The sequence below is a fragment of the Kitasatospora sp. NPDC038210 genome (assembly GCF_055600605.1).
The window spans coordinates 151,162-172,818 of record NZ_JBVJYK010000012.1 but is presented as its reverse complement, the minus strand read 5'-3'; the positions used below and the strand labels follow the sequence as shown (position 1 = coordinate 172,818).

Genomic DNA, 21,657 nt, shown 5'->3' with positions numbered 1-21,657 from the left:
GGAGCATTTGGTGGCCACGGACTACTACGCGGTACTCGGCGTCCGACGGGATGCGGGGCAGGACGAGATCAAGAAGGCGTTCCGGCGCCTGGCACGCGAACTGCACCCGGACGTCAACCCGGACCCGAAGACGCAGGAGCGGTTCAAGGAGATCAACGCCGCCTACGAGGTGCTCTCCGACCCGCAGAAGCGCCAGGTCTACGACCTCGGCGGCGACCCGCTGTCCCCGGGCGGCGGTGGCGGCGCGGGCGGCTTCGGCGCCGGCGCGGCGGGCTTCGGCTTCTCCGACATCATGGACGCCTTCTTCGGCGCCGCGGCCGGCCAGCGCGGCCCGCGCTCGCGCACCCGCCGCGGCCAGGACGCCATGATCCGGCTGGAGATCACCCTGGAGGAGGCCGCCTTCGGCACCACCAAGGAACTCCAGGTCGACACCGCCGTCACCTGCACCACCTGCAGCGGCGAGGGCGCGGCCCCCGGCACCACCGCGCAGACCTGTGACATGTGCCGCGGCAAGGGCGAGGTCTCCCAGGTCACCCGGTCCTTCCTGGGCCAGGTCATGACCTCCCGCCCCTGCCCGCAGTGCCAGGGCTTCGGCACCGTCGTGCCGACCCCGTGCCCGGAGTGCGCCGGCGACGGCCGGGTCCGCGCCCGCCGCACGCTGACCGTCAAGATCCCGGCCGGTGTCGACAACGGCACCCGGATCCAGCTCGCCGGCGAGGGCGAGGTCGGCCCCGGCGGCGGCCCGGCCGGCGACCTCTACGTCGAGATCGCCGAGACCACCCACGCCATCTTCCAGCGGCGCGGGGACGACCTGCACTGCACCGTCACCATCCCGATGACGGCGGCCGCGCTCGGCACCCAGGTGCCGCTGCAGACCCTGGACGGCCTGGAGGAGGTCGACATCCGGCCCGGCACCCAGTCCGGCCAGTCGATCCCGCTGCACGGCCGCGGCATCACCCACCTGCGCGGGGGCGGCCGGGGCGACCTGATAGTGCACGTCGAGGTGAAGACGCCCACCAAGCTCGACGCCGAGCAGGAGGAGCTGCTGCGCCGCCTCGCGGTGCTGCGCGGCGAGGAGCGGCCGTCCGGCCAGTTCGCGCCGGGCCAGCAGGGCCTGTTCTCCCGCCTGAAGGACGCCTTCAACGGCCGGTAGCCGTCCGCGGAGGGGTGCCGGGGACCACCCGGCACCCCTTTCGCGTGCCCGATCCACCCCCTCCCGGAGGTTCCCCGCATGACCGCGCCCGTCTTCGTCGTCGAGACCGAGCGGATCGCCGCCGCCGCGCCCGGCACCCTGGTGCGCCTGGACGGCCCGGAGGGCCGGCACGCGGCCGCCGTGAAGCGGCTGACGGCCGGCGAGGCGGTGACCCTCGCCGACGGGTTGGGGCTCGGCGTGGACGGGACGGTCGCCGAGGTGCTCGGCAAGGACGCGATCGACGTGGCCGTCGCCGCGGTGCGCCGCGAGCCGGAGCCCGCGCCGCGGATCGTCGTCGTCCAGGCGCTGCCCAAGGGCGACCGCGGCGAGCTGGCCGTCGAGACCATGACCGAGGTCGGCGTGGACGCGGTGATCCCGTGGGCGGCCTCGCGCTGCATCACCCAGTGGAAGGGCGAGCGCGGCGCCAAGGCGCTCGCCAAGTGGCGGGCCACCGCCCGCGAGGCGGGCAAGCAGTCCCGCCGGCTGCGCTTCCCCGAGGTGCACGACCCGATGACCACCAGGCAGCTGGCTCCCGTCCTGGCGCGGGCCGCGTTCGCCGCCGTGCTGCACGAGGAGGGCGCCGAGCCGCTGGCGCACGCCGCGCTGCCCGGCAGCGGCGACCTCGTGCTCGTCGTCGGCCCGGAGGGCGGGGTCTCCCCGGAGGAGCTGGCCGCGTTCGCCGAGGCGGGCGCCCGGCCGTACCGGCTGGGGCCCTCGGTGCTGCGCACCTCCACCGCCGGGGTGGCCGCCGGCGCGCTGCTGCTCGGGCGCACCGGCCGCTGGGCCTGAGGGCCGGCCGGCCCCGCACCCGGCCGGGGCCCGTACTACGACCCCGCGGCGGCGTCCAGCGGGCTCGCCCGACCGGCCCGACTCTGCCGAAAAGCCCGGCGGCTCGTACGCGCACGTGCCTACGCTGGCCACGTGACGGACTCCCTGAGCACCCCCGCGGGCGCCTACCTGCGCCACCCCCACCTGCACGGCGACCTGGTCACCTTCGTCGCCGAGAACGACCTGTGGCTCGCCCCGCTGGAGGGCGGCCGGGCCTGGCGGCTGACGGCCGACCACCTGCCGGTCCACGACCCCCGGTTCTCCCCGGACGGGCGGCACATCGCCTTCACCTCCGCCCGGGACGGCGCGCCCGAGGTGCACGTGGTGCCGGTGGACGGCGGCCCGTCGCGCCGGCTCACCCACTGGGGCAGCGGCCAGACCCGGGTGCAGGGCTGGACGGAAGACGGCCGCCCGATCGCCACCACCACCGCCGGCCAGGCCACCCTGCGCCGCACCTGGGCGCACGCCGTGCCGCTGGACGGCGGCGAGCCCGCCCGGCTGCCGTACGGGCCGATCGGCGGGATCGCCTTCGAGCCGGGTGGCGACCGGGTGCTGCTGGCGAGCGCGGCGATCCGCGAACCGGCGTGGTGGAAGCGCTACCGGGGCGGGCGGGCCGGCAAGCTGTGGATCGGCCGGGACGAGTTCGTCCGCGTCCACGAGGAGGTGGACGGCCAGCTGTCCTCGCCGCTGTGGGTCGCTGGGCCCCTCCTGCCCGATGGCGGGCAAGGGGGGAGGATCGCGTTCCTGTCCGACCACGAGGGCGTCGGCGAGCTGTGGTCCAGCCTCCCGGACGGCTCCGACCTGCGCCGCCACACCGCCGACCCGGACGGCTTCTACGCCCGCAACGCCGCCACCGACGGCATCCGGGTGGTGTTCCACCGGGCCGGCGACGTCTGGCTGCTGGACGACCTGGAGGGCGCCGAGCCGCGCCGCCTGGACGTCAGGCTGGCCGGCCCGCGCACCGGCCTGCGCCCCCGCCCGGTGCCCGCCGCGCACTGGCTGGAGTCCGTCGCCCCCGACCGCACCGGCCGGGCCAGCGCCGTCGTGGTGCGCGGCAGCGTGCACTGGCTGACCCACCGGGAGGGCCCGGCCCGGGTGCTGGACGAGACGCCGGGCGTGCGCGGGCGGCTGGTCCGGGTGGTGCCCGGCGAGGACGGCGCCCAGGGCGTGCTGTGGGTGTCCGACGCCGAGGGCGAGGACGCCCTGGAGTTCGCGCCCGCCGTGCACGGCGCCGAGCGCCGCCGGCTGGCCGCCGGACAGCTCGGCCGGGTCAACTCGCTGGCCGTCTCCCCGGACGGCAAGCAGGCCGCGCTCGGCGTGCACGACGGCCGGGTGCTGCTGGTGGCGCTCGCCGACGGCACCGTGCACGAGCTGGACCGCAGCACCGACGGCGAGGTCGGCGGGCTGGTCTTCAGCCCGGACTCCGCCTGGCTGGCCTGGTCGCGGCCGGTGCCGGGGCTGGGGCCGTTCTCGCTGCGCCAGATCGTGCTGGCCAACCTGGCCACCCGCACCGTCAGCGAGGCCACCCAGCAGCGCTTCATCGACACCTCGCCGGCCTTCACCGCGGACGGCCGGTACCTGGCGTTCCTGTCGGTGCGCAACTTCGACCCGGTCTACGACTCGCACGTCTTCGACCTGTCGTTCCCCAACGGCTGCCGCCCGTACCTGATCACCCTGGCCGCCGACACGCCGTCCCCGTTCGGGCCGCAGCGTGCCGGGCGCCCGCTCGGCGGGGAGGAGGACGAGCCCCGGGCCAAGAAGGCGGACGGCGAGGAGGGCGGCACCGACTCGGCGCCGGTGACCAGGGTGGACCTGGACGGCATCGCCGACCGGATCGTCCCCTTCCCGGTCGAGGGCGGCCTGTTCGGCACCCTGCGGGCCGCCAAGGACGGCGTGCTGTGGACGAGGGTCCCGCTGCTCGGCGAACTCGGCGACGAGGCAGCCTCGTTGGAGGACGAACGGCCGCGGCCGGTGCTGGAGCGCTTCGACCTGAAGAAGCGCCGGGTCGAGCAACTGGTGCACGACGTCGACGGCTTCGCGGTCAGCGGGGACGGCAGCCGGGTCGCCGTGCTCGACGAGGGCGAACTGCGGATCGTCCCGGCCGACCACAAGGCGGCCGGCGAGGACGACGAGACCGCCGTGGACCTGGCGCGGCTGCGCGTCACCGTCGACCCGGCCGCCGAGTGGCGGCAGATGTTCGCCGAGAACGGCCGGCTGATGCGGGACAACTTCTGGCGCCCCGACCTCGCCGGCGTGGACTGGGCCGGCGTCCTGGAGCGCTACCGGCCGCTGGTGGACCGGGTCGGCTCGCACGACGACCTGGTCGACCTGCTCTGGGAGGTGCACGGCGAACTCGGCACCTCGCACGCCTACGTGGTGCCCTACGGTTCGCACACCGAGCCCGCCCGGCGTCAGGGCCTGCTCGGCGCGGACCTCGTGAAGGACGGCGAGCAGTGGCGGATCGCCCGGATCCTGCCCGGCGAGTCCTCCGACCCGCGGGCCCGCTCGCCGCTGGCCGCGCCCGGTGCGGCGATCCGCCCGGGCGACGCGGTCCTGGCGGTCAACGGCCGCCCGGTGGACCCGGTCACCGGCCCCGCCCCGCTGCTGGCCGGCACCGCCGGGCAGCCGGTGGAACTGACCGTGGCCGGCAAGGACGGCACCGACCGGCGCCACCCGGTGGTCGTCCCGCTCGCCGACGACGAGGCGCTGCGCTACCACGACTGGGTGGCCGGCCGGCGGGCCGCCGTGCGCGAACTGTCCGACGGCCGGCTCGGCTACCTGCACGTCCCCGACATGCAGACCACCGGCTGGGCCCAGATCCACCGCGACCTGCGTTCGGAGATGGCCAGGGAGGGCGTGATCGTCGACATCCGGGAGAACCGCGGCGGCCACACCTCGCAGCTGGTGATCGAGAAGCTCGCCCGCCGGATCGTCGGCTGGAACGTCAGCCGGGACACCGACAGCCCGGTGCCGTACCCGGGCGACGCCCCGCGCGGGCCGGTCGTCGCGCTCGCCGACCAGGACTCCGGCTCGGACGGCGACATCGTCAACGCCGCCATCCAGGCGCTCGGGATCGGCCCGGTGGTCGGCACCCGCACCTGGGGCGGGGTGATCGGCATCGACAGCCGCTACCGGCTCGTCGACGGCACCCTGGTCACCCAGCCCAAGTACGCGTTCTGGCTGGAGAACTACGGCTGGGGCGTGGAGAACCACGGCGTCGACCCGGACGTCGAGGTGCCGATCGCCCCGCACCACTGGGCAGCCGGCGAGGATCCGCAGCTCGCCGAGGGCGTCCGGATCGCCCTGGCCGCGCTCGCCGGGAGCCCGGCCCGCACGGCGCCGCCGCTGCCCTGGCGGTAGCGGCACCGGCGCGGCCCCACGGCCCGGGCGCGCTCTCAGCGGGCGCGGCCGGAGCGGGAAGTCGCAAGAGCCGACTTCCCGCTCCGGGGCGTGGGTAGGATGCGGGGCTGTTTCTTGATCCACAGCCTTCGGGGGAACCACCATGGCGCAGGGCTACCCGCCGCCGCAGTACGACCAGAACCCTTACGGACCGCCGCAACCGCAGCCGTACCCGCCCTACCAGCAGCAACCGCAGCCGTACCCGCCGCAGGGGTACGCACCGCAGGGGCACCCGCAGCCGCCGCAGCAGCCGTACGGGCAGCAGCCGTACGGGCAGCAGCCACCGGCGCAGCCGTACGGCCAGCAGCCGCCGCAGGAACAGTACGGCCGGCCGCAGCAGTACGGGCAGCCCGATCCCTACCCCAACCCCTACCCGCAGCAGCCGCAGCACCCTCAGCGGTCGGCGGCGCTGCCGCCGTGCCCCAAGGAGGCGGGCGGCGGCCGGCGCTTCCTGGCGATCGTGCTCGACTTCTTCCTCGCCGTCGGCCTCGGCTTCGTCGCCGCCAACGCCGCGAGCCGCCCGAAGGTCCGGCACGTGGCCGGCCACGCCGTCCAGAGCGGCGGCCCGGCCGTGCCCTACTTCGTGGCGCTGCTCGTCGTCGGCCTCGGCGTGTCCTTCCTCAACCAGGTGGTGCTCGCCCGGCTCACCGGCTTCAGCGTCGGCAAGGCGGTCCTGGCGATGCGTCTGGTGCGCACCAAGCGCGTGATGCGGCCCAACACCTGGCGGCTCACCAGGCGCTGGCTGCTCGGCTTCGTCTTCCTCGCGGTGGCGCTCATCTCCGAGGACTTCGACCTGGACGACGGCGACATCGTCGGCATGCGCGCGGTGCGCTGGAAGCACCTGCAGGAGTACCAGCAGGCCGTGGCCGGGCTCGGCTAGGCTGCGCCCGTACGGCCCCACCACCCGACGTACCGATCCCGAGGAGTAGCCGATGGCCGGCGAGCCGCAGCCCGACTGCCTGTTCTGCAAGATCGTGGCGGGCGAGATCCCGGCGACCGTGGTGCGCAAGACCGAGCGCACCCTCGCCTTCCGCGACATCGCCCCCAAGGCCCCCGTGCACGTCCTGGTCATCCCGCACGTCCACTACCCGAACGCCGCCGCGCTGGCGGCCGCCGAGCCGGAGATCGCCGGCGAACTGCTCGCGGAGGCGGGCCGGGTGGCCGAGGACGAGGGCATCACGGACTACCGACTGATCTTCAACACCGGTGCGGGCGCCGGGCAGACCGTCTTCCACGCCCACGTCCACGTGCTCGGCGGCACGCGGATGACCGAGAGCATGGTCTGATCCCACGTGTCCCAGCGCGAACTCGTCGTCCTCGGCACCGCCAGCCAGGTGCCCACCCGGCACCGCAACCACAACGGCTACCTGCTGCGCTGGGACGGCGAGGGGCTGCTGTTCGACCCCGGCGAGGGCACCCAGCGCCAGATGCTGCACGCCGGGGTCACGGCCACCCAGATCACCCGGATCGCCGTCACCCACTTCCACGGTGACCACTGCCTGGGCCTCGCGGGGGTGATCCAGCGGATCAACCTGGACCGCGTCCCGCACCCGGTGGACGTCTACTTCCCGGCGTCCGGCGAGGTCTACTTCGAGCGGCTGCGGCACGCCACCGCGTACCACGAGACCGCGGTGCTGCGGCCCCGGCCGATCGACGAGCCGGGCCCGCTGCCCGCGCCCGGCGCCCGCTTCGCGCTGGACGCCGTGCGGCTGGACCACCCGGTGGAGTCCTTCGGGTACCGGCTGTCCGAGCCGGACGGCCGCCGCCTGGTGCCCGAACGGCTCGCCGCCCTGGGCGTCCACGGTCCGGCGGTGGGCCGGCTGCAGCACGAGGGCGCGGTCGAGGTGGACGGCCGGCGGGTGACCCTGGACGAGGTCAGCGAGCCCCGGCCGGGCCAGAAGTTCGCCTTCGTGATGGACACCCGGCTCTGCGAGGGCGTGCACGCCCTCGCGGAGGGCACCGACCTGCTGGTCGTGGAGGCCACCTTCAGCGACGCCGACGCCCGCCTCGCCGAGGAGCACGGCCACCTCACCGCCGGGCAGGCCGCCAAGGTCGCAGCCGAGGCCGGCGCGCGCACCCTGGTGCTGACCCACTTCTCCCAGCGCTACCCGGACCTCGGCCAGCACCTGGCCGACGCCCGCAAGCACTTCGACGGGGAGCTGGTGCTGGCCGCCGACCTCGCCCGGGTGCCCGTCCCCGCCCGCCGTCAGCCGTGAACCCGCCCGCGCCGGCCGTGGAACCCGCCGCCGGCGGTGAACCCTCCGGTGCCCCTCCTGGGCCCTCCGGCGCCGGTCGTGGACCCTCCGGCGCAGGCAGGGAAGGCGCCCGCGCCGGTCGTGGACGGGCCCGCGCCGGGCAGCCGCGGAAAAAGGGCTCGCGCCGTCCCGCGAACTGCCGCAGCATCGACGGGTGCGGCCCCGCCGCCCGCCGCAGCGATCACGCCCGCGGCGTACCCTGGTGCCCCGGAGACACCGAGCGGCACACGACACCACGGATGGGATGAGGCAGGCCCCAGCGCCGACCTATGAGTGACACATCGCAGACCCGTACCAACGGACAGTCGCGCCCCGAACCGGCCGACGACGGCCGTGTCAGCGCCCGGATCGTCATCCCCGAGAAGCACCCGATGGTCACCCTGCTCGGCACGGCGGACTCGCTGCTGCGCGTGATCGAGCACGGCTTCCCCGCCGCCGACATCCACGTCCGCGGCAACGAGGTGACCGCCACCGGGGAACGCGCCGAGGTGGCCCTCGTCCAGAAGCTCTTCAACGAGATGATGCTGGTGCTGCGCACCGGCCAGCCCCTGACGGAGGACTCCGTGGAGCGCTCCATCGCCATGCTCCGCGGCCAGGAGCAGGACCCGGACAGCCCGGCGCCGTCCCAGGTGTTCACCGCGAACATCCTGTCCAACCGCGGTCGTACGATCCGCCCCAAGACCCTCAACCAGCAGCGGTACGTCGAGGCGATCGACAAGCACACGATCGTCTTCGGCCTCGGCCCGGCCGGCACCGGCAAGACCTACCTGGCGATGGCCAAGGCCGTTCAGGCCCTGCAGGCCAAGGAGGTCAACCGGATCATCCTGACCCGCCCGGCGGTCGAGGCGGGGGAGCGGCTGGGCTTCCTGCCCGGCACCCTCTACGAGAAGATCGACCCGTACCTGCGCCCGCTGTACGACGCGCTGCACGACATGATGGACCCGGACTCCATCCCGCGCCTGATGGCGGCCGGCACCATCGAGGTCGCGCCGCTGGCGTACATGCGCGGCCGCACCCTCAACGACGCCTTCATCATCCTCGACGAGGCCCAGAACACCTCGCCCGAGCAGATGAAGATGTTCCTCACCCGCCTCGGGTTCAACTCCCGGGTGGTCGTCACCGGCGACACCAGCCAGATCGACCTCCCGGGCGGCACCAGGAGCGGGCTCAAGGTCGTCCAGGAGATCCTGGCCGACGTGCCCGACATCCACTTCTCCGTCCTCACCAGCACCGACGTGGTCCGCCACAAGCTGGTCGGCCGGATCGTGGACGCCTACGAGCGCTGGGACGCCCGCCAGGAGGCCGAGGAGAGCGGCACCGCTCCCCGCAAGCCCGCCCAGCGGCGCCCGGGCAAGGCCACGGCGCCCCGAGCACCCCGACAGTCCCATCGCACCGAAAGCTGAGCACACAGCCCGTCATGTCGATCGACATCGCCAACGAGTCCGGTTGGGACGCCGATGAGGAAGCCATCCTCGACGTCGCCCGCTTCGCACTGGACAAGATGCGGATCCACCCGCAGTCCGAACTGTCCGTGATCCTGGTGGACGGTGCGGCGATGGAGGAGCTGCACATCCAGTGGATGGACCTCCCCGGGCCCACCGACGTGATGTCCTTCCCGATGGACGAGCTGCGTCCCGGCAAGGAGGGCGAGGAGCTTCCGCAGGGCCTGCTCGGCGACATCGTGCTCTGCCCCGAGGTCGCCGAGCAGCAGGGCAAGGCCGCCCCCTCGAAGCACTCGATGGACGAGGAGCTGCAGCTGCTCACCGTCCACGGCGTGCTGCACGTCCTCGGCTACGACCACGAGGAGCCCGACGAGGAGGAGGAGATGTTCGCCCTCCAGAAGCGCATCCTGGACGACTGGCGGGCGGGCCGCGGCCTCGGCGGCATCTCCCCGGCCCCCACCACCCACTGAGCGCGGAGCCCGAACCCCTGTGAGTGGTGAGAGTACGAGCTTCATCCTGGGTGCCGTGCTGCTCGTCGTGCTCGGCTGGCTGGCCGCGTGCGCCGAGGCGGGCATCTCCCGGGTCTCCCGGTTCCGGGCGGAGGAGGCGGTGCGGGTCGGCCGGCGCGGCTCGGCACGCCTGCTGACCCTCGCCTCCGACCCGATCCGCTACCTCAACCTGGCGACCCTGATCCGGGTCGCCAGCGAGATGGCGGCGGCCGTCCTGGTCACCGTGGTGTGCGTGCGCAGCGTCACGCCGACCTGGCAGGCCGTGCTGCTGGCGTTCGGCGTGATGGTGCTGGTGTCCTTCGTCGCGATGGGGGTCTCTCCGCGCACGATCGGCCGCCAGCACCCGCTCACCACGGCGACCGCGTCCTCCTTCGTGCTGCTGCCGCTGGCCGCCGTGCTCGGCCCGATCCCGCGGCTGCTGATCCTGCTCGGCAACGCGCTCACCCCGGGCAAGGGTTACCGCGAGGGGCCGTTCGCCTCCGAGGCGGAACTGCGGGCCCTGGTGGACCTCGCCGAGAAGGACGACCTGATCGAGGACGAGGAGCGCCGGATGGTGCACTCGGTCTTCGAACTGGGCGACACCATCGTGCGCGAGGTGATGGTGCCGCGCACCGACCTGGTGATGATCGAGCGGCACAAGACCGTCCGGCAGGCGCTCACCCTGGCGCTGCGTTCGGGCTTCTCGCGGATCCCGGTGGTCGGCGACAACGAGGACGACGTGGTCGGCATCGTCTACCTCAAGGACCTGGTGCGGCGCACCCACATCAACCGGGAGGCCGAGGCCGAGGAGGTCGGTGCGGTGATGCGCCCGGCCGTCTTCGTCCCCGACTCCAAGCCGGCCGGCGACCTGCTGCGCGAGATGCAGCAGCGCCGCTCGCACGTGGCGATCGTGATCGACGAGTACGGCGGCACGGCGGGCCTCGTCACCATCGAGGACATCCTGGAGGAGATCGTCGGTGAGATCACCGACGAGTACGACCGGGAGATCGCGCCGATCGAGGACCTCGGCGACGGCTCGTACCGGATCACCGCCCGCCTGCTGGTGGAGGACCTGGGCGAGCTGTTCGGCATCGAGCTGGAGGACGAGGACGTCGAGACCGTCGGCGGCCTGCTGGCCAAGCACCTCGGCCGGGTGCCGATCCCCGGCTCCGCCTGCGAGATCCCGCTGCCGGACCCGGTCGACGGCGGCCTGGCCGGCATCCTGCTGACCGCCGAGTCCTCGGCCGGCCGCCGCAACCGGATCGGCTCGATGGTCGCCTCCCCGGTCCGCGTCACCGACGAACCCGAGGTGCCGGCGGGCGAGTAGCGGCGGGAGCCCCTTGCCCGGTGCCTGCGTGGGTGCCGGGCAAGGGGCTCCGCGTTTCACTCCTCGGGCTTGTCCCGGCCTCCCAGGGCCTTGCCGGTGCTCAGGCCGGCGCTGGCGACCGCAGCGCAGGCGCTCGCCTCGTCCGGTCGACCGAGCAGGAGCAGCGTCACCGCCGCTCCGATGTTCGCCGCGGTGACCACCCCGGCCGCGGCCCGGGCGGTGACCCTCAGCCGCTGCTTGACCCGGCCGCGGCGGTGCGCGCGGCGGGCACACCTGACGCAGGGTTGGTGGGGTGTATCGGGTGCCATGCTGGAGCTGGACATCGGGGCCCTCACACGTGGTCCGGTTCGGAAGGTGCCGGAAGGCCGCCGGCGATCCGGCGGCGGGCTGCGAGCGGGACGGTTCAGCGCTGCTCCGTCACGAATCGCATGATGGTGCGGATGTCGACGACGTCCTTCGGGCGGCGAAGCTGTCGCTTGTACGCCAGGACGTCCTGGAGCCGGGCGAACCGGAGGCCGTCGACGACCTCGGCGCGGTCGATCAGGTCGTCGGTGTCCCAGTCCGGTGAGATCCAGGTGGGGAAGACGGTGATCCGGCCGCCGTCGAACTGGTAGCCGGGACCGCCGGTGACCGCGCCACGGCACGGCGTCCCGGTTCGTTCGGCCCGTTGCCAGGCCGCTCCCCGGGCGACCAGGTCGAGGTCTCCCAGTTCGGTGCGGATGCCGTGGGCGAGCAGAGGGCCGCTGCCGAAGATGACGTAGTCCTCGGCCGGGAGGCCGAGGGCGACCAGTTCGCGGATCAGCGGATGCCGGAGAACACCCGCAGGCTCTTCTTCGCGCACTGGCCGTCCCTTCGTGGATGCGGAGTTGACCCCGTGGCGTCAGGACGAGGCGGTCTGGTCGCCGCTCGCGATCCCGCGCAGCGCTTCCAGGTTCTCGATGATCGTCGTCTGCCTGCCGGTGGTGACGATCCCCCGCGCCTTCAGCGCCCGAACGACCTGGACGACCGTTTCCCGCGAAGCGCCCACGACGTCGGCGAGTTCGCGTTGACTGAGCTGCAGGGCGAATCGGCCGTCCTGGACGGCGCCGGCGCCTTTGCTCTCGAACTCGACCAGTACCTTGGCCAGTCGTTGCTCGACGCCGAGGAAGGACTCGACGCTCTTCCGGGTCGCCTCGTTCAGCCGTTCCTCGGCGGCCACGAGCTGGGCGTGCATGGCCCGGGGGTGGTCGTAGAGGAACCGGAGCCAGTTGGCCGCGGAGATGTAGAGGGCCTCGACCGGGTTCATGGCGTAGACGCTGGCCGAGCGGGGCTTCCTGTTCGCGGCCGCCATCTCGCCGACCATCTCGCTCTCGCCGCGGATCGCGACGATGCGCGGAGGGGTCCCGGTCTGGATCCTGACGAGACCCTTGCGGATCAGCAGGGCGAAGTCGGTCTCCTCGCCCTCGCCGAACAGGACGCTCCCGGTGGGATACGAGATCGGTTTGCCGAGTTCTTCGAGCTCCATGAGCTCTTCTGGTGTAAGGAGTGGTCTTCCACTCCTGGAAGGGGTGTTCTCCACAATGTTGAGTGTAGGTATCCACTCTTCTCTGTGCAAGCATCCGCTCGGACGGAGATGGGGCGATGTGGGGACGGCCCGGTCGCCCTGGGGTTGCCGGGGTGCGGCCAGGCTTGGACCATGGAGGGCATGACGCACAAACTTCGCGCGGAGTACGGCCCGCAGGGGGCGGCCGGCGGAGTCAAGTCCTGGCACGTGGTGCGGGACGAGGACCTGTCGACGGCGCTCTGCGGCCGGACCATGCCCGACGACGCAGAGACGCGGCCCGAGCAGGAGTGGGGCACCGGGTTGCGCTGCTGCCAGCAGTGCGGCTCGCTCTACATGCACGAGACGCCGCACATGCAGGGGACCAACCCCTACAGCTAGGCCGTGGCTGAGCTCTGGAGGTCGCCATGAAGCTGCAAGACGAACTGCCCGTCGACCACAAGCTCGTCACGGTCTGGCGGATCGGGGCGGGGTTCGGGGGGATCTTCCTGATCGTGTTCGGGGCCCTGGGGCTCGCCGACCACCCGGGGTTCCTCGACACCAGGGGTGACCAGATCGCGGGGCTGTCGACCAACGGCGCACTGGCCGTCTTGTCCATCGTGGCGGGCGCGATCCTGGTGGTCGGGGCGGTGATCGGCGGGAACTTCGCCGCGAACCTGAACATGGTGGTGGGCGTGCTGTTCGTGCTGTCCGGCTTCTACGGCCTGACGGTGCTCGGGCGGCCGGACGCCAACATCCTCAACTTCCGGATGTCGAACGTGCTGTTCGCGTTCATCTTCGGGGTCGTCCTGACGACCTTCGGGATGTACGGACGGGTGAGCAGCCACCTGCCGCACGACAACCCGTACTGGCGTGAGCGCGCCGAGCGCGAGGTGCCGATGCCGTCCGGCCCGAAGACCTTCGTCAAGGTCATGAACCCGAACCCGGGCCGCACCCACCCGGTCGGCCACTGACGCGGGAGCGGTGCCTATGCTCGGCGGCATGAGTGACATCGTCGAGCTCGATCCCGAAGACAAGAAGATCATCACCCTGGCCCGCTCGGCCCGCGCCCGCAACGGCGTCCCCGAGGGGGCCGCGGTGCGTGACGAGACCGGTCGCACCTACGTGGCCGGGACGGTCGCCCTGGAGTCGCTGCGGCTGAGCGCGCTGCAGACGGCGGTGGCGATGGCGGTGGCCAGCGGCGCCAAGTCGCTGGAGGCGGCGGCCGTGGTGAGCGAGGCGGAGCAGCCGGCCGAGGCCGATCTGGCTGCCGTGCGGGACCTGGGCGGGGCCGGGACGCCGGTGCTGCTGGCCGGTCCGGACGGGGTGCTGCGGGTGGCGGCCGAGGCGCGCTGAGGCGCGCTGGGGGCCGCAGGGCCCTCGGGGGCGGCCCGGGGGGCCTCGGGGCGGCCGTTCCCGGGTGGGTGGCCCGACGCGGTTGCCCCCATGGGTTCTGCAGATAATCTCACCGGGGGAGTGGACTCGGTGAGGGGGCTGGGGCATGGGGGCGGTGGCGTTCTTCGCCGGGCTGCTGCTGTTCGTGATGGGGCTGGGGAAGTGGCAGGAGACCGGTTCGGCGGCCTGGCTGTTCGGCTCGCTGGGCTTCCTGTTGGTGCTGGTGGTGGTCTCGTTGATCCCGGGGAACGGCAAGGGCGGAAAACAGGGCTGACCCCCCCGGGGGTGACCCCGGACGGCGGGGCTCCGTTGATCAGGGAGAATGGAGCCCATGAATGCCCCTTCCTCCTCGTACCGCTCCGGGTTCGCGTGCTTCGTCGGCCGGCCCAACGCGGGCAAGTCGACCCTGACCAACGCCCTGGTGGGGACGAAGGTCGCGATCACCTCCGACCGCCCGCAGACCACCCGGCACACCGTGCGCGGCATCGTGCACCGCCCCGACGCCCAGCTCGTGCTGGTCGACACCCCCGGTCTGCACAAGCCGCGCACGCTGCTCGGCGAGCGCCTCAACGACCTGGTCCGCACGACCTGGGCGGAGGTCGACGTGATCGGTTTCTGCCTGCCCGCCGACCAGAAGATCGGCCCCGGCGACAAGTTCATCGCCAAGGAGATCGCCGGGATCAAGAAGACCCCGAAGGTCGCCATCGTCACCAAGACCGACCTGGTCGACTCCAAGCGCCTGGCCGAGCAGCTGATCGCCATCCATCAGCTCGGCGTCGAGCTGGGCTTCGAGTGGGCCGAGATCATCCCGGTCTCCGCGGTCGGCGACAAGCAGGTGGAGCTGGTCGCCGACCTCCTCACCAAGCTGCTGCCGGAGGGCGACCAGCTCTACCCGGACGGCGACCTCACCGACGAGCCCGAGCAGATCATGGTCGCCGAGCTGATCCGCGAGGCCGCGCTCGAAGGCGTGCGGGACGAGCTGCCGCACTCGCTGGCCGTCGTGGTCGAGGAGATGCTCCCGCGCGAGGGCCGCCCGGCGGACCGTCCGCTGCTGGACATCCACGCCAACGTCTACATCGAGCGGCAGAGCCAGAAGGCGATCGTGATCGGCGCCAAGGGCTCGCGGCTCAAGCACGTCGGCACCACCGCCCGCAAGCACATCGAGGCGCTGCTCGGCACGCCGGTCTACCTCGACCTGCACGTCAAGGTCGCCAAGGACTGGCAGCGCGACCCGAAGCAGCTGCGCAAGCTCGGCTTCTGACAAGGGAGTTCGAGCCCGCGGGGACGCCCGGGGCCCGTCCGGACGCCGTTGCGTCCGGACGGGCCCTCGTCGCACCCGGCCGGGCCCGGCGTCAGCAGGGCCGCGGCGCCGAGGAGTTGTGCACCCGGGAGCCGGGGGGTGGCGTCACGCGCCCTCGCGCAGCACCAGCGACACCAGCTCCCGCTGCGAGTCGGTGAGCTTGGGGTCGGCGCAGTACACCGTCCGGTTGTCGACGGTGATCTCGTAGTGGAAACCGTCCGGCACCCCGTACGAGGGGGCGCGCAGCCCGCCCGCGACGGCCTCGCGGGCGAGGGCGTGGACGTGCGGGGCGTCCGTGCGCTCGGCGGTGTCGAGCTCCGCGTGGCGGACGATTCCGGCGAAGCCGCCGGTCCGGGTCACCTGGATACGCATGGTGTCCATGGTGCTACCCAGGGACGGCTTTTGCGGCACTTTTCCCGGACCGTGACCTTAAGCGCACCTCAACCCGGTCTCGACCACTCTCGCGTCGTCCGGCGCCCGCGCCCGGCCGCCCGCCGGCGGGTCACCCCGGGCTCACCCCGACCTGCGCCCAGGAGGCCGTGACGGTGTCCGCGACCGAGGACTGGTCGGGGTAGCGGGCCTTGGCGGCGGCCACGGTGGCCCGCGCGAAGGCGGTGAAGTCGGCGTCGGCGGGCAGCGTGCGCCCGGTCAGCGCGTCGTACCAGATCCGCCCGGCGCGCTCCCAGGCCGAGCCGCCGAGCGCGGTGGCCAGCAGGTAGAACGCGTGGTTGGGGATGCCGGAGTTGATGTGCACGCCGCCGTTGTCCTCGGCGGTGTCCACGTAGTCCCGCATGTGCGCGGGCTGCGGGTCCTTGCCGAGCCGGGGGTCGTCGTAGGCGGTGCCGGGCGCCTTCATCGAGCGCAGCGCGACGCCCTGGATGCCGGGGGCCAGCAGTCCGGCGCCGATCAGCCAGTCGGCGTCGGCGGCGCTCTGGCGCAGCGCGTACTGCTTGACGAGCGAGCCGAAGACGTCGGAGACCGACTCGTTGAGCGCGCCGGGCTGGTCCTGGTAGTCCAGTCCGGCGGTGAACTGGGTGACGCCGTGGGTGAGTTCGTGGCCGATGACGTCGATGCAGGCGGTGAAGTCGCCGAAGATCTCGCCGTCGCCGTCGCCGAAGACCATCTGGTGGCCGTTCCAGAAGGCGTTGTCGTACTTGCGGCCGTAGTGGACGGTGGCGTCCAGCCGCAGGTCGTGGTCGTCGATGGAGTGCCGGCCGAAGGCGTCGGCGTAGAGCGCGAAGGTGGCGCCGAGGCCGTCGTAGGCGTGGTTGACGGAGGCGTCGGAGACGGCCGCCTGGCCCTCGGTTCTGGCGGTGCGGCCGGGCAGCCGCTGGCTGTGGGCGGCGTCGGAGATCACCCGGTTGAGGCCGGGGGCGCCGCCGGTGGGCCGGGGCGGGGAGAGGCGGGCCGCGCGGTGCGCGGCGTCGAGCGCGAGGGAGTGGACGGCGGCTTCGTGACCGGCCTCGGCGAGGCGGTCGAGGACGTACGGCGGGACGATCGTGCAGATCGGTACTGCTGCAGTCATGTGGCCCAGGGTGAGGCCTGCATGACCGGTTGTCACCACTCTTGACATGACCGGTCGGCGTCTCAAGGGGTGGAACGGAAGCCCGGATCACTTCGGGGGCGCGCGGCGCTGGGTTACGCTGGGTCCCATCATGCGCAACGGGCTGCTTCTTCTTAGCTGCCGCGTCGAGGGCCTGTAGTCCACAGGGGCCGGCTCCCTCGCCGCGGGGAACGAGCTGTGCGCGCAATCGGCGATCCAACGGCGGGTCGCGAGCGGCAGCAGAGGCCGGCCAGTCGGTGTTGATCCCTCCCGACCGCCCGCACCCACGCATCCACAGGAAGCCGAGAGTCACCTCCATGACCGAGCAGACCTCCGCCGCGTCCATCCCCGCCGCTCGCGCCTTCGTAGACCGGCCCACCCCGATCACCGCCGCCTCGGTGCGTCAGCAGCCGTCCGGCATGCGGTACGGGCGCTACCTGCCGTTCGGCACCGTGGACCTGCCGGACCGCACCTGGCCGGACGCCGTGATCACCAAGGCGCCGCGCTGGCTCTCGACCGACCTGCGGGACGGCAACCAGGCGCTGATCGACCCGATGTCCCCGGCCCGCAAGCGCAAGATGTTCGACCTGCTGGTCGCGATGGGCTACAAGGAGATCGAGGTCGGCTTCCCCTCCTCCGGCGCCACCGACCACGCCTTCGTACGGTCGCTGATCGAGGAGGGGGCGATCCCGGAGGACGTCACCATCTCGGTGCTGACGCAGGCCCGCGAGGAGCTGATCGAGAAGACCGTCGAGTCGCTGGTCGGAGCGCCGCGCGCGACCGTCCACCTGTACAACGCGACCGCTCCGCTGTTCCGCCGGGTGGTGTTCCGCAACGACAAGGCCGCCACCAAGGCGATCGCCACCGAGGGCACCCGGCTGGTGATGGAGTACGCGGAGAAGCTGCTGGGCGAGGACACCGTCTTCGGCTACCAGTACTCGCCGGAGATCTTCGTCGACACCGAGCTGGACTTCGCGCTGGAGGTCTGCGAGGCGGTCATGGACGTCTGGCAGCCGGGCGAGGGCCGCGAGATCATCCTGAACCTGCCGGCCACCATCGAGCGGGCCACCCCGAACGTCCAGGCCGACCAGTTCGAGTGGATGTCGCGCAACCTGTCGCGCCGCGAGTTCGTCTGCCTGTCGGTGCACCCGCACAACGACCGCGGCACCGCCGTCGCCTCCGCCGAGCTGGCCTACATGGCGGGCGCCGACCGCATCGAGGGCTGCCTGTTCGGGCAGGGCGAGCGGACCGGCAACGTCGACCTGGTGACGCTGGGGATGAACCTGTTCTCGCAGGGCGTCGACCCGCAGATCGACTTCTCCGACATCGACGAGGTGCGCCGCACCGCCGAGTACTGCAACCAGATGGAGGTGCACCCGCGCCACCCGTACGCCGGCGACCTGGTGTACACCTCCTTCTCGGGCTCGCACCAGGACGCCATCAAGAAGGGCTTCGACGCCCTGGAGGCGGACGCGAAGGCGGCGGGCGTGCCGGTGGAGGAGCACACCTGGGGCGTGCCGTACCTGCCGATCGACCCGAAGGACGTCGGCCGCACCTACGAGGCGGTCATCCGGGTCAACAGCCAGTCCGGCAAGGGCGGTGTGGCGTACGTCCTGAAGAACGACCACAAGCTGGACCTGCCGCGCCGGATGCAGATCGAGTTCTCCCGGATCATCCAGGCCAAGACGGACGCCGAGGGCGGCGAGGTCACCCCGGCGGAGATCTGGCGGGTCTTCGAGGACGAGTACCTGCCGACCACCGGCAACCCGTGGGGCCGGCTGTCGCTGAGCGGCTCGCGCACCCTGACCACCGAGGACGGCCGGGACGCGCTGACCGCCGAGGCGCTGGTGGACGGCGTGCCGGTGGCGCTGAGCGGTACCGGCAACGGCCCGGTGTCGGCCTTCGGGGACGCGCTGGCCCGGATCGGCTTCGACGTGCGCGTCCTGGACTACGCCGAGCACGCGCTGAGCGAGGGCGGCGACGCCCAGGCGGCCGCGTACGTCGAGTGCGCGGTGGACGGCAAGGTGCTGTGGGGCGTGGGCATCGACGGCAACACGGTGCTGGCCTCGCTGAAGGCGATGATCAGTGCCGTCAACCGCTCGCAGCGCGGGTAGTTCGTACGGGTGGTGTGCGAAGGGCCGTCCTGCGGGCGGCCCTTCGCCGTGTCGGCGGCCGATTGTGGCCTGCGCCACATTTTTTGGGATCGGAAGCCGTTCGAGGTACTGACACGTGCCGGTAACCGTGGCAACATCGATCCACCGGAAAGCCGGGTCGGTGGGACGGCTCGGTGTCCGGTCGCGTGACCTGCCCATCGTCGAGCAGGCCGCCTGCCATGTCTGGGGAGTGGCGCCGTGACCAGGTTGTGGGGTGTTCGCCCGCGGTGGCGGACTGACGTTCTCGGTGACTTCTTCTGCCCGGGCTGCGGCGGGGACCGCAACTACCGCCGGCAGCACGGCCGGCGGTGGCTGCGGTTGCTGGGCACCCCGGTGCTCCCGCTCGGACCGGTGATCGGCAGCGTGCAGTGCACCAGCTGCCACGGCCGGTACGGCGTCGAGAGCCTGGAGCAGCCGACCTGCGTGCGCCTCGGCGCGATGCTGCGGGACGCCCAGTACACCGTGGCGCTGGCCCTGCTCGCGGCCGGCGGCACCGCCCACCGGGCGGCCCGCGAGGCGGCCTGCGCGGCGGTGCGCGAAGCCGGGTTCGAGGACTGCGGCGAGGCCCAGGTGCTGGCCGCGCTCGCCGCGCTCTCCGGGCTCGGCGGCGAGCTCCACGACGCCCACGGGATGTCCGGCGGCCTGGCCGTGGAGCTGCACGCGGTGCTCGAACCGCTCACCCCGCACCTGGCCCACCAGGGCCGCGAGCGGCTGCTGCTGCAGGGCGCGGCGATCGCCCTGGCCGACGGGCGCTACCTGCCGCAGGAGCGCGAGGCGCTGGCCGCGGTCGGGCGCTGTCTGGACCTGGCGCAGGCACGGGTCGGGGCGCTGCTGGAGGCGGCGACCAGGGCGCCGTACAAGTAGTCGTTCGGGGCGCGCGGCCGGTCCGGGCGCCGTACACGTGGTCGAGTTCCGGCACACGGCGGGCCGGGGCGCGGTGGGGCGGTCGGCCCGGACGCGCAGCAGGCCGTGGCCCCGTCGTCACCCCGTCGTCCCCCTGCCCGTCGTCACCCCGTCGTTCCCCCCCGCCGTCACCCCGTGGACCACCCGTCGACCATCCCGAATCCCCCACAAACGGGCCCGACCCCCTCCGGGCCCGCCGTGACCCGCACCGAAGTGGTCCTCCCCCACGGCCCCGGTGCGGGCAACACGGCTGTCCGGCGTTGTCGGCGGCTGGGGGAGAATGGTCGGCATGAGTCTTTTCCGGGACGACGGCGTCGTGTTGCGGGCGCAGAAGCTCGGCGAGGCCGATCGGATCATCACCCTGCTGACCCGCCAGCACGGCAAGGTGCGGGCGGTGGCGCGCGGGGTGCGGAAGACGAAGTCCAAGTTCGGTGCCCGTCTGGAGCCGTTCTCGCACGTGGACGTGCAGTTCTTCAGCCGGGGGAGTGAGCTGGTCGGCCGAGGGTTGCCGCTGTGCACCCAGGTGGAGACCATCGCGCCGTACGGCGGTTCGATCGTCACGGACTACGGCCGCTACACCGCCGGCACCGCGATGCTGGAGACGGCCGAGCGCTTCGCCGAGAACGAGGGCGAGCCCGCCGTCCAGCAGTACCTGCTGCTGGTGGGCGGGCTGCGGACGCTTGCGGCGGGGAGCCACGAGTCGCACCTGGTGCTGGACGCCTTCCTGCTCCGCTCGCTCGCGGTGAACGGGTACGGCGCGAGCTTCACGGACTGCGCCAAGTGCGGCCTGGAGGGGCCGAACCGTTTCTTCTCGCTCCCGGCGGGCGGGGTGCTCTGCGCGGACTGCCGAGTGCCCGGATGTGCCGTACCCTCCCCTGAGACACTGGTACTGCTCGGGGCGCTGCTGTCAGGGGACTGGCAGACGGCCGACGCCTGCGAGCCGCGGTACTGGCGGGAGGGCAGCGGCCTGGTCGCGGCCTATCTGCAGTGGCACCTGGAGCGGGGCATCCGCTCGATGAGATACGTGGAGAAGTGAGCACATGGCAGCGCGACGGCTCTTCGGCGGCGGCAAGCAGCGGGCGTACGCGCCTCCGACCCCGCACCCCAGCGGTGCACAGCCCCCGAAGATCCCCGGCGAGCTGGTGCCCGAGCACGTCGCCATCGTGATGGACGGCAACGGCCGCTGGGCCAAGGAGCGCGGGCTGCCCCGCACCGAGGGCCACAAGGTCGGCGAGTCCGTCGTGCTGGACGTCCTCGCCGGCGCCATCGAGCTCGGGGTCAAGAACATCTCGCTGTACGCCTTCTCCACCGAGAACTGGAAGCGCTCGCCCGACGAGGTGAAGTTCCTGATGAACTTCAACCGGGACGTCATCGCCCGCCGCCGCGACGAGATGGGCAAGATGGGCGTGCGGATCCGCTGGGCCGGCCGGATGCCCAAGCTGTGGAAGAGCGTCGTCCAGGAGCTCCAGGTCGCCGAGGAGCACACCAAGGACAACGACGCCGTGACGCTCTACATGTGCGTCAACTACGGCGGCCGGGCCGAGCTGGCGGACGCGGCGCAGGGCATCGCCCGCGACGTCGCGGCCGGCAAGCTGGACCCGAAGAAGGTCAACGAGAAGACCCTCGCCAAGTACATGTACCACCCGGACATGCCGGACGTGGACCTCTTCCTGCGCCCCAGCGGCGAGCAGCGCACCTCCAACTTCCTGCCCTGGCAGTCGGCTTACGCCGAGTTCGTGTTCCAGGACGTGCTCTGGCCGGACTTCGACCGCCGCGACCTGTGGCGCGCCTGCGAGCAGTACGCGATGCGCGACCGGCGCTTCGGCGGGGCGATCCCGAACGAGCTGCCCGCGCCGCGGCCGTCCGGGCACTGAGGCCGGGGCGCCGCCGCGGGTTCGCGGCTACGACGGAGA

At 72.7% G+C, this 21,657-nt stretch carries 23 protein-coding genes; 18 read left to right on the top strand and 5 right to left on the bottom strand.

The window, feature by feature from the left end:
• Positions 1-10 precede the first annotated feature (10 nt).
• From dnaJ to ACZ7KX_RS24500, 9 genes are all read left to right on the top strand, one after another.
• Positions 11-1,153, top strand: a complete 1,143-nt coding sequence (dnaJ, locus tag ACZ7KX_RS24540) for a molecular chaperone DnaJ (RefSeq protein ID WP_470328327.1) — start codon at positions 11-13, stop codon at positions 1,151-1,153.
• Positions 1,154-1,231: 78 nt separating this feature from the next.
• The gene (locus ACZ7KX_RS24535) at positions 1,232-1,981 is read left to right on the top strand and encodes a 16S rRNA (uracil(1498)-N(3))-methyltransferase (RefSeq protein WP_470328326.1); all 750 of its coding nucleotides are present in this window, start codon (positions 1,232-1,234) and stop codon (positions 1,979-1,981) included.
• A 132-nt stretch (positions 1,982-2,113) separates the two neighbouring features.
• The gene (locus tag ACZ7KX_RS24530; RefSeq protein WP_470328325.1) at positions 2,114-5,380 is read left to right on the top strand and encodes a S41 family peptidase; all 3,267 of its coding nucleotides are present in this window, start codon (positions 2,114-2,116) and stop codon (positions 5,378-5,380) included.
• Between the two features lie 142 nt (positions 5,381-5,522).
• On the top strand, positions 5,523-6,299 hold the full coding sequence (locus tag ACZ7KX_RS24525) for an RDD family protein (protein ID WP_470328324.1): 777 nt from the start codon (positions 5,523-5,525) through the stop codon (positions 6,297-6,299).
• A gap of 52 nt (positions 6,300-6,351) precedes the next feature.
• Positions 6,352-6,705: a histidine triad nucleotide-binding protein gene (locus ACZ7KX_RS24520; protein WP_350523903.1), complete on the top strand. Its 354-nt coding sequence runs from the start codon at positions 6,352-6,354 to the stop codon at positions 6,703-6,705.
• Between the two features lie 6 nt (positions 6,706-6,711).
• Positions 6,712-7,635: a ribonuclease Z gene (locus ACZ7KX_RS24515; RefSeq protein ID WP_350523904.1), complete on the top strand. Its 924-nt coding sequence runs from the start codon at positions 6,712-6,714 to the stop codon at positions 7,633-7,635.
• 410 nt (positions 7,636-8,045) lie between these two features.
• Positions 8,046-9,077 (top strand): PhoH family protein, encoded by a 1,032-nt coding sequence (locus tag ACZ7KX_RS24510; RefSeq protein ID WP_470328398.1) that lies wholly within the window; start codon positions 8,046-8,048, stop codon positions 9,075-9,077.
• A gap of 14 nt (positions 9,078-9,091) precedes the next feature.
• Entirely contained in the window at positions 9,092-9,586 is a 495-nt protein-coding gene (gene ybeY / locus ACZ7KX_RS24505) for an rRNA maturation RNase YbeY (protein WP_189917985.1), read from the top strand.
• 19 nt (positions 9,587-9,605) lie between these two features.
• Positions 9,606-10,931 carry a hemolysin family protein gene (locus ACZ7KX_RS24500; RefSeq protein ID WP_470328323.1) on the top strand — a complete coding sequence of 442 codons (1,326 nt, stop codon included), beginning with the start codon at positions 9,606-9,608 and terminating at the stop codon, positions 10,929-10,931.
• A gap of 56 nt (positions 10,932-10,987) precedes the next feature.
• Here ACZ7KX_RS24500 and ACZ7KX_RS24495 read toward each other — a convergent pair whose 3' ends face one another.
• The 3 genes from ACZ7KX_RS24495 to ACZ7KX_RS24485 all read right to left on the bottom strand — a co-directional run bounded on the left by ACZ7KX_RS24495 (position 10,988) and on the right by ACZ7KX_RS24485 (position 12,435).
• Entirely contained in the window at positions 10,988-11,254 is a 267-nt protein-coding gene (locus ACZ7KX_RS24495) for a hypothetical protein (protein WP_470328322.1), read from the bottom strand.
• Positions 11,255-11,334: 80 nt separating this feature from the next.
• A complete protein-coding gene (locus tag ACZ7KX_RS24490) occupies positions 11,335-11,772 on the bottom strand; it encodes a hypothetical protein (RefSeq protein ID WP_470328321.1) in 438 nt (145 codons plus the stop codon).
• A 39-nt stretch (positions 11,773-11,811) separates the two neighbouring features.
• Positions 11,812-12,435: a Crp/Fnr family transcriptional regulator gene (locus ACZ7KX_RS24485; protein WP_470328320.1), complete on the bottom strand. Its 624-nt coding sequence runs from the start codon at positions 12,433-12,435 to the stop codon at positions 11,812-11,814.
• A 180-nt stretch (positions 12,436-12,615) separates the two neighbouring features.
• Between ACZ7KX_RS24485 and ACZ7KX_RS24480 the strand changes: the two genes are divergently transcribed.
• From ACZ7KX_RS24480 to era, 5 genes are all read left to right on the top strand, one after another.
• The gene (locus tag ACZ7KX_RS24480) at positions 12,616-12,852 is read left to right on the top strand and encodes a hypothetical protein (RefSeq protein ID WP_350523906.1); all 237 of its coding nucleotides are present in this window, start codon (positions 12,616-12,618) and stop codon (positions 12,850-12,852) included.
• A gap of 26 nt (positions 12,853-12,878) precedes the next feature.
• Positions 12,879-13,424 carry a DUF4383 domain-containing protein gene (locus ACZ7KX_RS24475; RefSeq protein WP_470328319.1) on the top strand — a complete coding sequence of 182 codons (546 nt, stop codon included), beginning with the start codon at positions 12,879-12,881 and terminating at the stop codon, positions 13,422-13,424.
• 28 nt (positions 13,425-13,452) lie between these two features.
• Positions 13,453-13,806, top strand: a complete 354-nt coding sequence (locus tag ACZ7KX_RS24470; RefSeq protein ID WP_350523908.1) for a cytidine deaminase — start codon at positions 13,453-13,455, stop codon at positions 13,804-13,806.
• Positions 13,807-13,951: 145 nt separating this feature from the next.
• Entirely contained in the window at positions 13,952-14,119 is a 168-nt protein-coding gene (locus ACZ7KX_RS24465; RefSeq protein ID WP_470328318.1) for a hypothetical protein, read from the top strand.
• 57 nt (positions 14,120-14,176) lie between these two features.
• Complete coding sequence (gene era, locus ACZ7KX_RS24460) at positions 14,177-15,106, top strand: GTPase Era (RefSeq protein ID WP_380446599.1); 930 nt, start codon at positions 14,177-14,179, stop codon at positions 15,104-15,106.
• Between the two features lie 144 nt (positions 15,107-15,250).
• On the opposite strand, the gene ACZ7KX_RS24455 is transcribed toward era, so the two are convergent.
• Both ACZ7KX_RS24455 and ACZ7KX_RS24450 read right to left on the bottom strand, forming a co-directional pair.
• The gene (locus ACZ7KX_RS24455; protein WP_350523911.1) at positions 15,251-15,517 is read right to left on the bottom strand and encodes a protealysin inhibitor emfourin; all 267 of its coding nucleotides are present in this window, start codon (positions 15,515-15,517) and stop codon (positions 15,251-15,253) included.
• A 130-nt stretch (positions 15,518-15,647) separates the two neighbouring features.
• The gene (locus ACZ7KX_RS24450) at positions 15,648-16,670 is read right to left on the bottom strand and encodes a M4 family metallopeptidase (RefSeq protein WP_350523912.1); all 1,023 of its coding nucleotides are present in this window, start codon (positions 16,668-16,670) and stop codon (positions 15,648-15,650) included.
• A gap of 335 nt (positions 16,671-17,005) precedes the next feature.
• Here ACZ7KX_RS24450 and leuA point away from each other — a divergent pair, with 335 nt between their 5' ends.
• The 4 genes from leuA to ACZ7KX_RS24430 all read left to right on the top strand — a co-directional run bounded on the left by leuA (position 17,006) and on the right by ACZ7KX_RS24430 (position 21,618).
• Positions 17,006-18,802, top strand: coding sequence for a 2-isopropylmalate synthase (gene leuA / locus ACZ7KX_RS24445; RefSeq protein ID WP_350523913.1), 1,797 nt, complete (start codon positions 17,006-17,008; stop codon positions 18,800-18,802).
• Positions 18,803-19,039: 237 nt separating this feature from the next.
• On the top strand, positions 19,040-19,705 hold the full coding sequence (locus tag ACZ7KX_RS24440) for a TerB family tellurite resistance protein (protein ID WP_350523914.1): 666 nt from the start codon (positions 19,040-19,042) through the stop codon (positions 19,703-19,705).
• A 328-nt stretch (positions 19,706-20,033) separates the two neighbouring features.
• A complete protein-coding gene (gene recO / locus ACZ7KX_RS24435; protein ID WP_350523915.1) occupies positions 20,034-20,780 on the top strand; it encodes a DNA repair protein RecO in 747 nt (248 codons plus the stop codon).
• A 4-nt stretch (positions 20,781-20,784) separates the two neighbouring features.
• Positions 20,785-21,618, top strand: coding sequence for an isoprenyl transferase (locus ACZ7KX_RS24430; RefSeq protein WP_350523916.1), 834 nt, complete (start codon positions 20,785-20,787; stop codon positions 21,616-21,618).
• Positions 21,619-21,657 lie beyond the last annotated feature (39 nt).

Excerpts from the sequence above, each read along its gene's own strand:
- ACZ7KX_RS24485 (WP_470328320.1), bottom strand. The coding sequence starts at position 12,435 with ATGGAGCTCGAAGAACTCGGCAAACCGATCTCGTATCCCACCGGGAGC.
- ACZ7KX_RS24470 (WP_350523908.1), top strand. The coding sequence starts at position 13,453 with ATGAGTGACATCGTCGAGCTCGATCCCGAAGACAAGAAGATCATCACC.
- ACZ7KX_RS24450 (WP_350523912.1), bottom strand. The coding sequence starts at position 16,670 with ATGACTGCAGCAGTACCGATCTGCACGATCGTCCCGCCGTACGTCCTC.
- ACZ7KX_RS24510 (WP_470328398.1), top strand. The coding sequence starts at position 8,046 with ATGGTCACCCTGCTCGGCACGGCGGACTCGCTGCTGCGCGTGATCGAG.
- ACZ7KX_RS24475 (WP_470328319.1), top strand. The coding sequence starts at position 12,879 with ATGAAGCTGCAAGACGAACTGCCCGTCGACCACAAGCTCGTCACGGTC.
- ACZ7KX_RS24495 (WP_470328322.1), bottom strand. The coding sequence starts at position 11,254 with ATGTCCAGCTCCAGCATGGCACCCGATACACCCCACCAACCCTGCGTC.
- ACZ7KX_RS24430 (WP_350523916.1), top strand. The coding sequence starts at position 20,785 with ATGGCAGCGCGACGGCTCTTCGGCGGCGGCAAGCAGCGGGCGTACGCG.
- ACZ7KX_RS24535 (WP_470328326.1), top strand. The coding sequence starts at position 1,232 with ATGACCGCGCCCGTCTTCGTCGTCGAGACCGAGCGGATCGCCGCCGCC.
- ACZ7KX_RS24465 (WP_470328318.1), top strand. The coding sequence starts at position 13,952 with ATGGGGGCGGTGGCGTTCTTCGCCGGGCTGCTGCTGTTCGTGATGGGG.
- ybeY (WP_189917985.1), top strand. The coding sequence starts at position 9,092 with ATGTCGATCGACATCGCCAACGAGTCCGGTTGGGACGCCGATGAGGAA.
- era (WP_380446599.1), top strand. The coding sequence starts at position 14,177 with ATGAATGCCCCTTCCTCCTCGTACCGCTCCGGGTTCGCGTGCTTCGTC.
- ACZ7KX_RS24455 (WP_350523911.1), bottom strand. The coding sequence starts at position 15,517 with ATGCGTATCCAGGTGACCCGGACCGGCGGCTTCGCCGGAATCGTCCGC.
- leuA (WP_350523913.1), top strand. The coding sequence starts at position 17,006 with ATGACCGAGCAGACCTCCGCCGCGTCCATCCCCGCCGCTCGCGCCTTC.
- recO (WP_350523915.1), top strand. The coding sequence starts at position 20,034 with ATGAGTCTTTTCCGGGACGACGGCGTCGTGTTGCGGGCGCAGAAGCTC.
- ACZ7KX_RS24525 (WP_470328324.1), top strand. The coding sequence starts at position 5,523 with ATGGCGCAGGGCTACCCGCCGCCGCAGTACGACCAGAACCCTTACGGA.
- ACZ7KX_RS24480 (WP_350523906.1), top strand. The coding sequence starts at position 12,616 with ATGACGCACAAACTTCGCGCGGAGTACGGCCCGCAGGGGGCGGCCGGC.
- ACZ7KX_RS24520 (WP_350523903.1), top strand. The coding sequence starts at position 6,352 with ATGGCCGGCGAGCCGCAGCCCGACTGCCTGTTCTGCAAGATCGTGGCG.